Source organism: Butyricimonas muris, assembly GCF_046365375.1.
Classification (GTDB): Bacteria; Bacteroidota; Bacteroidia; order Bacteroidales; family Marinifilaceae; genus Butyricimonas; species Butyricimonas muris.
The window spans coordinates 72,467-88,162 of record NZ_JBKEIT010000014.1; the positions used below are offsets into that span (position 1 = coordinate 72,467).

Annotated in this window: 8 protein-coding genes; 4 read left to right on the forward strand and 4 right to left on the reverse strand. The window is 48.6% G+C overall.

Annotated elements, in window-relative coordinates; translation table 11 throughout:
* Nucleotide 1: 1 nt before the first annotated feature.
* The 4 genes from ACK8P8_RS19895 to ACK8P8_RS19910 form a co-directional block, all read right to left on the reverse strand.
* Entirely contained in the window at nucleotides 2-3,628 is a 3,627-nt protein-coding gene (locus ACK8P8_RS19895; RefSeq protein ID WP_410026164.1) for a SusC/RagA family TonB-linked outer membrane protein, read from the reverse strand.
* 84 nt (nucleotides 3,629-3,712) lie between these two features.
* Nucleotides 3,713-4,852: a FecR family protein gene (locus tag ACK8P8_RS19900; RefSeq protein ID WP_369860890.1), complete on the reverse strand. Its 1,140-nt coding sequence runs from the start codon at nucleotides 4,850-4,852 to the stop codon at nucleotides 3,713-3,715.
* Nucleotides 4,853-5,087: 235 nt separating this feature from the next.
* The gene (gene rocD, locus ACK8P8_RS19905; RefSeq protein ID WP_369860972.1) at nucleotides 5,088-6,299 is read right to left on the reverse strand and encodes an ornithine--oxo-acid transaminase; all 1,212 of its coding nucleotides are present in this window, start codon (nucleotides 6,297-6,299) and stop codon (nucleotides 5,088-5,090) included.
* A 128-nt stretch (nucleotides 6,300-6,427) separates the two neighbouring features.
* Nucleotides 6,428-10,870 (reverse strand): translocation/assembly module TamB domain-containing protein, encoded by a 4,443-nt coding sequence (locus ACK8P8_RS19910; RefSeq protein WP_369860889.1) that lies wholly within the window; start codon nucleotides 10,868-10,870, stop codon nucleotides 6,428-6,430.
* 299 nt (nucleotides 10,871-11,169) lie between these two features.
* On the opposite strand from ACK8P8_RS19910, the gene tsaD reads away from it, so the two are divergent.
* The 4 genes from tsaD to ACK8P8_RS19930 all read left to right on the forward strand — a co-directional run bounded on the left by tsaD (nucleotide 11,170) and on the right by ACK8P8_RS19930 (nucleotide 15,638).
* The gene (gene tsaD, locus ACK8P8_RS19915; RefSeq protein WP_369860888.1) at nucleotides 11,170-12,216 is read left to right on the forward strand and encodes a tRNA (adenosine(37)-N6)-threonylcarbamoyltransferase complex transferase subunit TsaD; all 1,047 of its coding nucleotides are present in this window, start codon (nucleotides 11,170-11,172) and stop codon (nucleotides 12,214-12,216) included.
* 231 nt (nucleotides 12,217-12,447) lie between these two features.
* Nucleotides 12,448-13,377, forward strand: a complete 930-nt coding sequence (locus ACK8P8_RS19920; RefSeq protein ID WP_186978544.1) for an NAD(P)-dependent oxidoreductase — start codon at nucleotides 12,448-12,450, stop codon at nucleotides 13,375-13,377.
* Entirely contained in the window at nucleotides 13,377-14,006 is a 630-nt protein-coding gene (locus tag ACK8P8_RS19925) for a SagB/ThcOx family dehydrogenase (RefSeq protein ID WP_369860886.1), read from the forward strand. The genes ACK8P8_RS19920 and ACK8P8_RS19925 overlap by 1 nt, the downstream gene beginning before the upstream one ends.
* Before the next feature lie 444 nt (nucleotides 14,007-14,450).
* Nucleotides 14,451-15,638, forward strand: a complete 1,188-nt coding sequence (locus ACK8P8_RS19930; protein ID WP_186978542.1) for an MFS transporter — start codon at nucleotides 14,451-14,453, stop codon at nucleotides 15,636-15,638.
* Nucleotides 15,639-15,696: the final 58 nt, after the last annotated feature.

A 15,696-nucleotide genomic window follows, 5' to 3' on the forward strand; every position in this document is an offset into this window, starting at 1 on the left:
ACTAAAATACCACTTGCAATGACAACGAGGTCACGCGCCGTGCCGGCCAATTCCGCGTTTCAGGATCCAGACCGTCCCATTTCTTGTCCGAAACCCACATAAACGGGTTCGTCATACTCGCTTTTACCTGCATCCGCCGGATGTAAGCCCGTTTTAACCATTCAGGATTTATCTCGTAAGACAGCGAGAGTGAACGGCAACGGATAAAATCCGTGTTAGCGACCCATACATCAGACATATTATACATCTCGTACAAATTCTTGTTACCGTAACCGCCCCGCTCTACCACCGGCAACACGATCTGCTCGTTGCCCGCACCCGGGAGGGAAGGGATGCTCGTGTAAGCATCATCACCCGGTTTCTTCCAGCGACCGAGTAATTTCCTGGACACATTTTGTTCCGGCTTAGGCAATCCCGAACCATCTGAAAAAGAAGCCGTGTACAGCTCCGGCAAACGATCATGCCCGCCCCATTGCACGGCAAACAAAGCGTACAACGAAAGCCGTTTATACTTGAACAGCATATTGAAACCTCCCGAGAAATCCGGCACAAACTTCCCGGACTTCACTAAATAGGCTGTCGGGTCAAAACCGTTCTCCACGTCCATATTTTTAAACACCGGCAATCCGTTCTCCGGGTTCAATTTATCAAACTCGAAAGAATAGAACGTGGAAAAAGGACGCCCTTCCATCACGGCGGAACCATTCAAGTAACTATCAACAGAATTCCAACGGTCATTCTTGTCCACCTTATTGCGTGTCACGGAGGTATTAACCGAAAGCTGCCACGTGAAATTCTCCGTCCGGACAGGAACCACATCAATCACGAAATCATACCCGTAATTCTTCATCGAAGTACCAGAAACAACTCCACTCGATGTTCCATTCTCGACAGCCACCCCACGGGCTGCAAGCACGTCGCTCACCTTTTCAAAATAATTAGCCGTAAAATTCAACCTCCCCTCAAACAAGGAACCATCAATCCCGATATTATAAGTTTTCGTCTTCTCCCATCCCAAATTCGGGTAGGGCAACGAGCTCACGCTCAAGACATAATCCTTGTACGCCCCGTCAATTCCCCCGTCCCTTGCTGTCAGGTAAGGCGAAACCGAAGAAACAGCATTTCCCTGATAGCCATAAGAACCGTACAAATCCAGATTATCGATCCAAAGTTGTCCCAATAGGAAACTCTCCTGCCCGAGCCGCCATTTCGCCCCGATCGACCACGTCGGTTCAAAGCGTTTATTCTTATCCTGAGCGAAACGGTTGGAAGCATCCAAGCGGGCGCTAAAATTCATCATGTAACGTTCCTGGTAAGTATAAGCCGCCAACATATATTCGCTGAGTTTATTATCCACCCGGTTAATCACCCGTGTTTCCCCATTCACGTAAACACTGTTATCCAAACGTTCACCCTCGCTACTTTCAAAAAAGGAAGGAGGAGTGGTAAATGTCTCACCCCGATTCGGCAAATAACCGTAACGCTTTTGCGTGTTTCCCTTGGTCGTGAGAGCATTGGTCTCGATACCCACTTGCAACGTCATCCGGTGCTTTACCCCGAACAAACAGTCATACACCAGACTATTCCGGATCATGATAGAAGTATTGTTCGTCAGGTCTGTTTCCAGAATACCACCATTAGGCAGAGGGGTCTGTTTTGCCATATCATCCGTCGTGGCAATCGAACCGAACTCGTACCCCCGGATCTGCGTGATATAGAACGAACGTTCATCCGCATACTTCTTGGAATCGGCAGAAGAAGACGTGTAAGAAACCAGCCCCTGGTATTCCAATCCCGGCAGTATCCGCCATTTCAAATCTATCGTCGTACCCCATGTCCTCGTGCTATTCTTGCTTCCCGTGTTTTCCAACTCGTTCAGGATATTATAATTATACTTGCCACTCATATGCATAACCCCTTCATTCCGTGCTCCCTCTTTCTCGTGGTAATAATAAGAACCGTCCTCGTTATACGCCGGGATAACCCTCGTCGTGTTGTACGCGTAAGAGAAAGGATCCACCCCGTAAGCAAAACCCCGCACGTCCCGTACCGTTCCTTTCAACAACATATTGATCATCAAACGTTCCCCGAAATTCACGGTCGTGTTGGATGTCGCCGTGAACGTCGTCATATTATTTCCTTTTGCTTCCCCTTTTTCTTCCGTGTACCCGAAAGAAGTCCGGTTCTGTATTTTCTCCGAACCACCGCTGATACTCACGTTATGCGAGTGATTGAACGAATTGCGGAACAACAGTTTAAACCAATCTGTGTTCTGTTTAGCCATCCTTGCGTACTCCTGCTCCATCGCCTCCTCCGTGATCTCCTTGTTCAGCCATTTCTGGAGCAAACCAGCGTAACCGACAGGCAAAACCGTGGAAGGATATACCCGCCGTTCATCATATATCTCCTTCGAGAACTGCATCATCTCCCGGGAATTCATCAAATCGTACAACCCGTAGCGAGGTCTTTGCCCGAGCGAGAGATTGCCGCTATAATTCACGTTTATCTTTCCCGCCCTCGCTTTCTTCGTGGTAATCACGATCACCCCGTTCGCCGCCTTGGAACCGTAAATAGCCGTGGCAGAAGCGTCTTTCAACACCGTGATTGTTTCTATATCATTCGGGTTCAACCACGAGATGGCATTACCCGCCAATTGCTTGATGTCATCCGCATCCACGGAAAACTTCGTGTTGTCCTCCGAGTTAAAAGGCTGCGGGTCTTGCTGGATCACCCCGTCGACCACCCACACAGGTTCCTGACTCCCGAGCAACGTGGAAGTTCCCCGCACCCGGATCTTCGAGGTTGCCCCCACCTGTCCCGTCGTATTCCACACCAGCATACCGGGCACAACTCCCTGCAGCATCTGGTCAATAGAAGAAACTCCCGCCATCAGGACATCCTCTGCTTTTACCGTCGTGGAAGCTCCCGTGTAATTACCTTTCGACACGTTGCCATATCCCGTCACCACCACCTCTTCCACCGCCTTCACGTCCTCCTTCATGACGACATCAAGTGTCTTTTGTCCCGTGTACTTGATCTCCCGCAAAACCATTCCAACAAAAGAAAAGATCACGAAGACATTCTCGCCCTCCGGCACCATGATCGAGTATTTCCCGTCCATATCGGTAGCGGTACCCATGACGACCGACATCCCCGCGGTATTCTCCGTCTTCTGGCGCACTAAAACAGTGACACCCGGTAATGGCACACCTTGTTCATCTTTAACGCTTCCCTTCAACACGCTTTGCTGCTTCACGACCGCTTGTCCCTTGCCGGGACGGATCAGTACCGTGTTATTCTCGAACTCGTACACGAGATTGGCTTTTTTCAACACGGTGTCCAACACACTCTTCAACTCCATCTTTTCCACCTTAATCGTGATTTCTCCCGCGGCGGCAACCAACGACGAGTTGTACATGAAGTTGATGTTTGTCTGTTTCTTCACCGCTTGAACGAACTCGTCAAGGTTCACGCCCTTCAAATCCAGCGTCACCGGATTTGTCTGGGCATACACGCCCAAATTCAGCGTGAGCAAGAAAACAAAGACGACACAGCACTTCATAATCCTTGAATTGTTCCTGTACCTACCCATTAGGTCAAGAAACTTGATTACTCGATTTTTTTTCATACTTTTGTATTGTTTATTTAAAACATGGACTTAAAGGGGAATAGGTTTAAAACCTGAGAAATTTGCGACCTATCCCTCTTTTTTTTATTTATATAAAATAATCACATCTTCCCTTATTTCATAATGTACATCGTTTAACTTCTCCAACAACCGCAGGAACGTGTTGATATTATCGTACCGTTCAAGGCTTCCCGTGTACTCCAATTCCTTCACTTCCTCATCTTTAAATACCGCCTTTATCCCGTACCAGCGTTCCAGAACGTGCATGATATTCCCCAAAGATTTATTCTTGAAGACAAACTTTCCATCTTTCCATCCCACGAACTCCTCCACGTCAACGGCACGTACTTCAACCTCTCCGGACAAAAGGACGACAGCCTGCTCTCCCGGGGATAATATCACGCTTTCCTTATTCTTCGACGTGAAACTTACCTTGCCGGAAACCAACGTCGTGTACCCGACCTCTCCCCGGTAAGCGGTAACGCCGAAAGACGTACCGAGTACCGTAATATCTCCCGTTTCCACACCCACGATAAAAGGCAAGGTATCTTTCTTCACCTTAAAGAATCCCTCCCCACTTAATTCCACCTTCCGTTCCTTTCCACTGAAGGCAACCGGGTACTTTAATTCAGACCCCGCATTCAACCACACTTCCGTCCCGTCGTTCAACACCACGTAGCACTCTCCCCCGATAGGCACTTTCAATTCATTGTAGAGCTCTTTTTCCATCGGATTCACGGAAGTATAGGAAAGTTGCCCATCCTCGTACTTTACCACATTCCCGTCGTCTTCCATGATTGCGACAGGTTCTTTCCCAATCCTCACCATCCGTCCGTCTGCCAGTTTCAATACTGCCGCAGTTTCTCCCGGCGGAACAATTTCTCGGTTGACGACAACCAGCTCCCCGGTTGAAAGACTGAAGTTCTCCAGGATCATGAACCCCAAGACCAACACTGCCGCCACGGATGCCCCCCATGCCATCCAACGCCGGAAACGCCCCCGGTACACCTGTTTCTTTAATGCCTCGAAAGCTGGCTTATACTCGTAACTCTCGAACTCCTTAAACTTCCCGGTTACAAAAGCCTCGTCAAACAACTCTTCGTACGCTTTCCGTAAAGAATTATCCTGCAACAAAACATCCATTTCTTGTCGTTCATCATCGGAAAGGGCATTCCCAAAAGACTTCTTAAACAGTTCTATGACCTTATATAAATCCCGCTTCATACTTATTCCATGTTATTACCACTATACCATTTCATCGCACATCCGGTTTTTATGAATGAACTTTTCAATTGTATAATACATGAACTTACAAAGAGTATGACAAAAAAAGGAAAAAAATTCAACTACCACCGATTTATTTTAGATTCCGACAAGAAAATATACCGGAATAAAAAAAGAGGTAGCTATCAAATAAACTTGTTAGCTACCTCCCCTCTAATATTCAGTTTATCGCAAACTACTCAAATTCCTTCAACGTCTTCTCGATAACTCCGATTGCTTCCAACAACTGTTCCTCGTTGATAACCAGAGGCGGGGCGAAACGGATGATATGATCGTGTGTCGGTTTTGCCAACAAGCCGTTGTCACGGAGTTTCAAACAAACATCCCAAGCGGTCTTGCCATTCTTCGGGGTAACCACGACGGCGTTCAACAAACCTTTACCGCGCACGAGTCCGATCATATCCGATTTGATCTGTCCCACGCGTTCACGGAATATCTTACCCAATCTCTCGGCATTCTCGGCAAGTTTCTCGTCTTTAATCACTTGCAACGCGGCCATGGATACCCGACAAGCGATCGGGTTACCGCCATAAGTGGAACCGTGTTCTCCCGGTTTGATCGTCATCATGATCTCGTCGTCCGCCAACACGCAGGAAACGGGCATCAAACCGCCGGAAATAGCTTTACCGAGGATCAACACGTCGGGACGTACCCCCTCGTGATCGCACGCCAGCATCTTACCCGTGCGGGCAATACCGGTCTGCACCTCATCGGCCATAAACAACACGTTGTGTGCCTTACACAAATCATAAGCTTTCTTCAAATAGCCCTCGTGCGGCACGTAAACCCCGGCTTCTCCCTGAATAGGCTCCAACAGGAATCCCGCCACGTTCGGGTCTTTTAAAGCCTCTTCCAACGCGGGAATGTCATCGTAAGGAATACGCACGAATCCGGGTGTAAACGGTCCGAATCCGGCATACGAAGAGGGATCGTTAGAGAGCGTCACGATAGTAATCGTACGACCGTGGAAATTGTTCTCGCACACGATAATCTTTGCCTGATCGGCAGGAATACCTTTCACGTCATATCCCCAACGACGACAAAGTTTCAGAGCTGTCTCGTCCGCCTCTGCACCGCTATTCATCGGCAGCACCTTGTCGTACCCGAAATACTTGGTGATGTATTCTTCCCACTCTCCCAACACGTTGTTGTAAAAGGCACGGGAAGTCAGCGCCAGCGTTTTCGCCTGCTCGGTCATAGCCTCGACGATCTTCGGGTGGCTGTGTCCTTGGTTCACGGCAGAATAAGCCGAAAGGAAATCAAAATAACGTTTCCCGTTGACATCCCACACGTAGATTCCTTCTCCTTTTTCCAACACCACGGGTAGCGGGTGATAATTGTGGGCGCCATATTTCGCCTCACGCTCCATGTACTCTTGTTCGGTCATTTTTTTCATAATATCATTTTAGTTAGGTTCGACGTTTTCACGTAACGAGCCCAATTTCACGAAAAAAAACCAAAAAAACAATGACAAACAATTGAAAATTGAAAATTGAAAGTTGAAAATTACAATTACTACTTATTATCAGATGATTGCGAAGACTTCTTTTTTCGTTTAAAAATAGCCGTGTACTTGCGGAAGAGTTCCCGGAAGGTATCAAAGGCTTCCTGATAGGAAACACCGACACCCTGCACGGTTTCCGTGGCGTTATACGTGATCTTTTCGTTCGTGTGGGAATAAGCCTTCAGCTTCAACGTTCCCTGCTGGTTCAACTTCACGTCCACGTCAAAGTCACCCGTGATAGAGGTATTCGAGTTCGTTTTCGACCCTTCTACCATGTTGCCGTTAGCAGAAATGGTCACGCGGTTGTTCCATATCTGGGTAGACAATGCCAACTCGAACTCGTTCGTCGTTACTTGGTCACCCGGGCGGTACGAGAAACCGATATCCAGATTATTGCTGATCTGCGACAACCAACGGGACACTTGATTCGACAGCAACTCGCTCGCTGTCGTTACCCCCATCTGGTAGCCCGTGTTGCGCTCCTCCTGCTCCGCATCCTTATCCAAATAATCGGGCGTGTAGAACTTGTTCAACAACAAAAGCGAGAACATTTGTTTGTTTACCTCGTCCTGACTGGAGAAAAGACTCTGCATCAAACTCCGCATCTGCACGTCGAGGGAGGGAAAATTAATCCCGAATTGCACGTTCGGGTTCATCAGATTGTCCCCCAGCTTCAACACGCATTCCACGGGAACTTTCGTGTTCTTGTCCATTGTCGTGTTCGTCCCCGCCAACAAATCACTCAGAGAAGTACGCAGGTTATAAATCGCATTCACGTCAATCGTGGCGTCGTAAGGCGAACCGTTCCATTTGATACTTCCGCCGGGAGTCAACACGAACTTCTTGTTTATCAAGTTACTCAACGTGAAAAGATAATCTCCTTTCGCGATCTTGTACTCCCCGAACAGGTCCAACTCGTTGTCCTTACCCAAGGTAAAACGCAGATTACCGCTTCCCACGGTTTTCAGTATATCCCCGATCGTGGGGTCGAATATGATCTGCACCTCCAGATTGTCGTTCACCTCGATATTCGCGTTCAAGTCGAAATCGGATATCAGGGAAGACCGTTCCTCGAGCATCGCGGACTGTTCGCCGGGTTGACGGTTATTTATAAACCGCAGGATACTGCCGTCCTCCTCCGTCAAGGCGGAAGTCAAGGGTATATACAGCACGGAATGGGGTTCCGGCTTCAAATTGACAGACAGTGCGGAATTACCCGACAGATTATTCATCCGGGTTTGTCCCGTGATATACAACTGCCCGTAAAACGTCTCGCCTTGGGATTGCTTCGTGTTCAACACGCGGAAATTATTAAACTTCAAGTTTACATCATACTTGTTCTGTTGCAAATCGTAGAACCCGGAACAGACGGACGCCCGCCCCTTGGCATCGTATATTTTGAAATCATCAAGCACGATCCGATTATCTTTCACTGGAATACGGTCATGAATCATAAACGGCGTGTTCAGCATACTCAAGGTCAAAGCCACCGAGTCCATGGCCAGAAAACCGTTGATCGCCGCCGTCCGGCTCGTCCCTTTCATTTCCAACTCGCCGGACAATGTACCCTCCCCGCTTTTCAACATATCCGGGAAATAACGGGTCAGGTAATTCACGTCTATTCCCGAAAGCACGAGATTCATGTTCAGGCTGTCCGTGGACGGTTTATAATAACCGAACACGCTGAACGGCGCCTCATCGTTCTTCATCTGGTTGATCACGCTGACCTGCAAGGCACTGTTCGCCGCATCCCACTGGGACATCAGGTTCAACGTCCCCAAAGTATCCCGGTTAAGCCCCCAGCGGTCGATCTCCATATTCGCGTAAATAAGACGGTCGTTGTACGCGTCCTGTATCGTGGCTTTCCCGTTTACCAACCCGAAAAGCTTCACTTTATTGTCAAAAAGAATATTATTGAACTCCGCCAGATTGAAATTATGGAACGCCATGGAGAGGGTATCCCGCTTGTTCCCGCTCACCCGTCCCCGCAGGGAAAAACTTTGCTCTCCCCGGCTGATCTTGAAATTATTCACGAAAATATCATCTCCCTCTTTCAATATCATGGAACGTCCCACCTGCCACACGCTATCCGCCATCACGATCGTGCTGGGCTGGATAAGCACCTGTGTCATGTGCCTGCCCCTGTAATTCAACAACCGGAGATTGGCGACCAGCGAGCCGCAATACGTCTCTTTCTCCCAGTTACTCCACGTCAGACGGTTCGTGACATTGTTCGTGTACACGTTCATCGTGTTGCGCACGTTATACAGTTTCCCGAAATTCAAGTATTTCAACTCGTCGGCAGCACAGGTACAGATCAAGTTGGTACCGTTGCCCGCTACTTTCACCCTCGCGTCCCGCGTCTTCAGATCCCCGAAAGAGATCGTATCCGCTTCCAGTAACAGATTCGTCCGCCGGTCGGCATAATTGTATTCACACGATAAATTGACACCGCTCGAAAGTTTCAATCGCGGGTAAGCGACCCGCAGCAAAGGATTGACATTCTTCAACCGCACTTCGGCAATCAGATTGGTTCCTTCCGGCAATGGTTTATCCACCGCGTAGCGGTAAGCGGGCAAATAGGTCATGACAAAACTATTCCACAAATCCGACAATTCCAGCGAATGGAAAAATCCCTCCATGGTGACATCTCCCACTTCCGATTGCAGGTTCGAGTAACTGTATTCTCCCAGCACGGTATTCGTCAATCTCACCGAATCCGTCGTGAACACCCCCCTCGTGTTCTCGTATTTCAAACGAGGTATGATTGCCTCGAACCAATTGTTGTCCTCTTGCATTTTCAGGTTCCCCGAGAAATCAAATTCAAACGATTCCTTTTCCCCGCAAACGGACGGTCCCCATGAATCCCATTGCCGGACATTCACGTACCCCCGCGCGTCCGCGATTTGAAGAGAATCCCCCATGACATAATTCAATTCGAAATCAGCTTGCAAACTATCGTTCTTCACGGACGACAGCAAATACAGGCGATCGTTTTCCGTCCCCACCGAGAGGCGTACCCCCCGTAGCCGACCGTCGTACACGTCGAGGTACCCTAACGCACTCGACATCCCGAAACGAGAGGTGGAGTCACCCAGTACCCCGTTAAAGTTCGCAAACAGCGAACCGTTCTTCAAGAAAGACTGCCCCGTCAGAAAACCGAAATTCACCCGGAACAGGTTAGCCCGTCCCCCGTAACGATAATCTCCCACGCTATCCAAAACATAGTTGAACACGAGAGAACCTTCCATTCCCGGGGTAACGCTTTTCGCGTCCACGACAAAATCCTCGATCTTCCCCTTGAAAGTACCATCAAAAGTGAAATAATCATACTTGTGCAGCATTTCCGGTATCTTCACGTAACGGCTTTCCAGCCACGGCATATAAATAGCTTCCAGTTCGGGCGGCGAAATCCGCGTATCGGTAAATTCGATAGTGAAGTCCGTATCAAAAAAACGGGGCAACCCCTTGGAAACAAATGAACCGTGGAACACACTTTTCTCTCCCAGATACACTTCCAGATTCTCGCCCTGCAAATTACTTATCGTGTTGAAAACCACGCCGCTCCCGTACAACACATTATTCATTCCCAGCAACTTGCCGTTAAAATAAGCTATATCATCGAAATGTACCCTTGAAGAGGTGAACACGTATCGTTGTTGCATCTTCGTGGTAAAATTACGCCAGTACTCCTGATCCGGAACCCAATTATACTCCAACGTATCCAGATGAGCCTCACTCCGTTCGGTCTGAATCAAGGTATTCGTGACCAACAGGTTATTATTCGTGGCGACAACCCTTCCCCCCATGTTAATCACCTCGAATCCGGATTTCTCCCTGAAACTCAACCCAGTAACCGTGGCCTCGTAACGTCCCTCCTTCGAGAACCTGATTCCGGAAATCATCACGTTTAAATCCCGGCAATCGACATCCGTCCAGTTAATCCCGTAGTCCACGGGTTCATAATCGTTCTCTATATACCGGAAACGACTGTTGAACAACGATATTCGGGTCAGGTTCACTTTCCACCCCAAAGGAGAGGCGGGCACCGTGTCCGTCATCGAGGCGGAAAGGGAATTGATTAACTCCTCAACGTTCGTGACGCTCTCCCCCCCGTCTTTCTTGCGCTCAATCCACAAGTTAAACACGGCATTGTCGAAAGTCGCCTCCGTGATCGTGAATTTCCGTTTCACGAAACTCACCGAATCCACCCGCATCACGAGCCGCTCGCAAAACATCAGCGTATCCTGACGGCAGTCTTTCACGAACACATCACTCAGTATCAATGATTCTATCGGGCGAAATTCCACCCTCCCGATCGTGATCGTCGTTCCCGTCCGATCCTCCAAAATACGGGTAAAATAATCCACCAACTTCGTCTGAACGTACGGAGTCATCAAGGCAAAATAGGCCGCAAATGCCAAAAGCACAAGCACCATTACACACCGGGACAATATGGAGATTATTTTTTTTATACTTTCACCATTTAGTTTGCTTGCAAATTTAGTAATATTGCAGGAATAAATTCAATTGAAAATGGAAAGAGTTTATAAAGTTCATAAAGTTTATAAGGTTTATAAAGTTACGGGAGTCCTTCGGACTGTGTTTAACGGTAGCTTACGCTACCGTGGACAAAGCGCCCCGCAGGGGTCCATTTACTTTATGAACTTTATAAACCTTATAAACTTTATAAACCCCAAAGCCCGTGCGGCTGACAATCTAAAATCTAAAATCATTAAATCTAAAATATACCATGGGCGTTGTTATTCTAGGAATTGAATCATCTTGCGACGATACCTCGGCCGCGATACTAAAAGACGGGGTGGTACTCTCTAATGTCATTGCCAGTCAAAAAGTACACGAGGCTTACGGGGGTGTCGTTCCCGAACTGGCATCGAGAGCGCATCAACAAAACATTATCCCGGTCGTGGCGCAGGCCTTGAAAGTCGCAGGCGTCAATGCCGACGAAATCAATGCCGTCGCTTTCACCCGCGGACCGGGACTGCTGGGCTCTCTCCTTGTGGGAACTTCCTTCGCCAAGGGATTCGCTATCGCGAAACAAATTCCCATGATCGAGGTCAACCACTTGCAGGCACACATCCTCGCCAACTTCATCAAAGAACCGGGAGTGGAAGCCCGTCACCCGAAATTCCCGTTCCTGACGCTACTCGTGTCGGGCGGTAATTCCCAGATCATCGTGGTTCGCAACTATCTGGACATGGAAGTCATCGGGCAAACAATCGACGACGCCGCCGGCGAAGCCTACGACAAATGCGCCAAAGTCATGGGATTGTCCTATCCCGGGGGACCCGTGATCGACCGTCTGGCGAAAGAAGGGAACCCGGACCGTTTCACGTTCAACAAACCCAATATCCCGGGACTGGATTACAGCTTCAGCGGGTTGAAAACCTCGTTCCTGTACTTCATCCGAGACGAACTCAAAAACGATCCGGACTTCATCCGGCATAACCTGAACGACCTTTGTGCCTCTTTACAGAAAACGATCGTCGATATACTCATGGCCAAACTTAAAAAGGCCGCCAAACAAACCGGAATAAAACAAATCGCCATCGGTGGCGGTGTGTCGGCGAACTCCGGGTTGCAAAAAGCCGTGTACGACGAGGGAACCCGCGCAGGCTGGGACGTATTTATCCCCCGCCTCGGCTTCTCGCTCGACAACGCCGGCATGGTCGCCGTCACCGGGTACTACAAATACCTCGCTTCGCGATTCATCGGATTGGACGCACCTGCTGACGCGAGGATGAGCCTGAACAATGGGAAATTGAAAATTGAAAGTTGAAAATGAAAAAATTCCCGAAGAATATTCCAGCTCCTCCTCTGTTTATAGAGGAAACCGGCGAGTAAGCGAGGGCAATAGGGAAGCTTGCTTCCTGATTGCCGAGCGTGAGCCGGTTCGAGACCGGCTTCCGGGCTCACTTGGACGCAAAGCGGACGGAGGAGTTTAATCTAAAATCTAAAATTATAAATCCTTCAATTTAAAATTTAAAATCTAAAATTTAAAATCAAAAATATGAAAGTTCTTGTTACTTACAACATTCCCCGCGAGTCATTCGCGAAACTTGGAAAAGAGCATACCGTAACTATGCCCGACGGCGAGTATTTCACCACCGAAGAATTAATCAAACTGGTACCCGATCACGATGTCATTCTCGGGATATTCACCCGCCCTATTGACAACAGCGTTATCGAGGCGGGCAAAAAACTGAAACTGATCAGTAATTTCGGCGTGGGCTACAACAACATCGACATTAAATTTGCCCGCTCGAAAGGAATAGCGGTATGCAATACCCCGAAAGCCGTTTGTTTCCCGACCGCAGAAATGGCAATGGGGCTCATGCTGAGCGCCGCCCGCCGTATCACGGAATGCGACCGCCGCATACGGGTAGAGAAAGAGAGCATGTGGGGCGTGATGAAAAACCTAGGCTTCACGCTGGAAGGACGCACCCTCGGGATCATCGGCATGGGAAATATCGGCAAGACCGTGGCACGACTGGCAGAAGCGTTCCACATGAACGTGATTTATTACAACCGCCGGAGCACGGTAGAAGGATACGAGAGAGTCGATCTTGACACCCTGCTGAAAAGATCGGATTTCGTTTCTATCCATACCCCGTTGACGGACGAAACCCGCCACATGATCGGCAAGCGGGAAATAGAACTGATGAAGCCGACCGCTATCCTCGTGAACACCGCCCGCGGAGCCGTCATTAACGAAAAAGAACTGGCAACCTGCTTACAAAACAAAACGATAGCCGGGGCAGCCCTCGACGTTTTCGAAGACGAACCACACGTGACGGAAATGCTCTACGGACTGGATAACGTGATCCTCGCCCCACACAACGCAACAGGCACTATCGACACGCGTATAGCCACCGGGCAGGAAGCTGTCGATAACATCCTGAATTTCTTTAACGGTACACCAACTAACGTAGTAAACTAATGAAAACAATTATTACAATGCTCGTGCTTACATTCATGGGAAGCGCCATGAATGCTCAAAACATCAAGTTACCCGCACCGCAGAAAACCGGGGGAAAATCACTCGCCGAATGCCTGAACGAACGGCAAACATCCCGTGATTTTGACACGAAAAAACTATCCCTGCAAGACCTTTCCGACCTCGTGTGGGCAGCGAACGGCCTTAACCGCCCGGAGATCGGCAAACGTACCGTTCCGACCGCCACGAACTGGCAGGAAATGGTACTCTACGTGGCGACAGCCGACGGCATCTACCGCTACAACGCCGAAAAACACGAACTGGAACTCGTGAAGAAAGGCGACTACCGGAAAGAATGCGGCCCGCAACCTTTCATGACGGTAGCTCCCGTGTGTTTCATCTATGTAGCCAACCACGACAAAGAGGGACGTATCTCCGATCCGGAGCAAAAGCTACTGTACTCCAACCACCACACCGGGTACATGGCTCAAAACGTGTACCTCGTTTGTGCCGCCAAGGACATGGCAACCGTGACAATCGGTTCCGTCAACAGAGAGGCTCTAGCGAAAGTGATCGGTTTACCCAAGAACAACTTCGTGATCTACACCCAACCTATCGGGTACAAAAAGTAGATTTTCAAGTCGCCTTCGGCGACTTGAAAAGTTGCAGGTTACATTCGCCGAAGGCGACTATAAAAAAGTTCGCATACAATAGGTTTTCCCCATATATATCCTATTGATTCACAGTGGATACATGCCTTGTTATTCTATTGTCATTCTATTGTTATTTTATTATTATACTATTTTAATAGAGTAATAGTAGAATAACAATAAAATAATTAGTAAATTACAACCAGAGATACCTTAGAATATCCCTAGGGATACACGGGGAAAAGATATAAAAAATGAAAGAAGCGTTGGTAGGTGGGAAGCAATCTACAATTGTTAAATCTAAAATTAATTCCCCTGCTTCCATCACTAGATTAAAGTTCTTTTTCGCCAAAATACATTATCTTTGTCCCCCGAACAATGCCCTCCGCCCACCACAGGACCCAAGGACAAAATAAAACAGCAAGTATGTACACGACACAAACACGGGAGAAGCTATGGACTTCCAATTTCATTTTAGCGTTCCTCGGGAATTTCTCGATTTTTTTCGCGTTCTACCTGCTACTGCCTGTACTTCCTTTCTATTTGATAGAAAAATTTAACGCAGACAGCGCATTAATCGGTACGATTCTCGCTTCCTACACGTTGACAGCACTACTCACTCGTCCGTTTTCCGGCTTCCTCGTGGATTACTTCTCCCGGAAACCGTTGCTCGTCACCTGTTATTTCGTCTTCGTGGGCTTCTTCGCCGGGTACATCGTCGCGGGGACACTCCTGCTTTTCGCTATATTGCGTGCCGTCCACGGGTTCTCGTTCGGCATGGTCACGGTGTCGAACTCGACCATGGCGATCGACGTGATGCCTTCATCCCGGCGTAACGTGGGGATCGGGTACTACGGGCTGTCCACGAATATCGCGATGGCACTGAGTCCCACCCTATCCCTTTTCCTGCATGACAATTACGGGAATTACGACTATATATTCCTGTGTTCCCTGTTGACCGGAACTTTCGGGCTAATCTGTGTTTCCCTCATCAAGGCCCCGGAGAAAATCACGTCCGCGGGGGAACCGATCTCGCTAGACCGTTTCTTCCTTCTGAAAGGCATTCCCGCGGGAATAAACATCGCTCTCCTGTCTTTCATCTACGGCATCATGTCTACCTACGTCGCTATCTACGGCGAACAAGAGGTACACATTAAATCGGGTACCGGGTTTTTCTTTATGCTAATGGCATTCGGGCTTATCACTTCCCGGTTACTGTCCGCCGGCCAGATGAACCGGGGACACTTGACGCGAACGATTCTGCTGGGCATCTTGTTCATGATCACGGGATTCTCGTGCTTTATATTCCTTAAAACGATACACTTCTTTTACCTGTCGGCATTCTTGATCGGAATGTCGTACGGTTTCGTCTGTCCGGCATTCCAAGCCATGTTTATCAACCTCGCGAGGCATAATCAGCGAGGCACCGCGAACTCGACTTACCTCACGTGCTGGGATATCGGTTTAGGCGCGGGTGTATTCCTCGGCGGGTATATCGCCAAAGCCTCGAACTACACGACGGCCTATCTCGTGGGATTGGGACTGGTCATTCTGGGACTCATTTTATTCCAAACGCTTACCGCGTCATACTACACGCGCCATAAATTGCGTTGAGGTCCACGAGACGGAGAAGATAGTCTTTTCCATTTTCAACTTTCCATTTTCAATTTTC

Coding starts and splice junctions, on each gene's coding strand:
- ACK8P8_RS19895 (WP_410026164.1), bottom strand. CDS start 3,628: ATGAAAAAAAATCGAGTAATCAAGTTTCTTGACCTAATGGGTAGGTAC.
- ACK8P8_RS19900 (WP_369860890.1), bottom strand. CDS start 4,852: ATGAAGCGGGATTTATATAAGGTCATAGAACTGTTTAAGAAGTCTTTT.
- rocD (WP_369860972.1), bottom strand. CDS start 6,299: ATGACCGAACAAGAGTACATGGAGCGTGAGGCGAAATATGGCGCCCAC.
- tsaD (WP_369860888.1), top strand. CDS start 11,170: ATGGGCGTTGTTATTCTAGGAATTGAATCATCTTGCGACGATACCTCG.
- ACK8P8_RS19920 (WP_186978544.1), top strand. CDS start 12,448: ATGAAAGTTCTTGTTACTTACAACATTCCCCGCGAGTCATTCGCGAAA.
- ACK8P8_RS19925 (WP_369860886.1), top strand. CDS start 13,377: ATGAAAACAATTATTACAATGCTCGTGCTTACATTCATGGGAAGCGCC.
- ACK8P8_RS19930 (WP_186978542.1), top strand. CDS start 14,451: ATGTACACGACACAAACACGGGAGAAGCTATGGACTTCCAATTTCATT.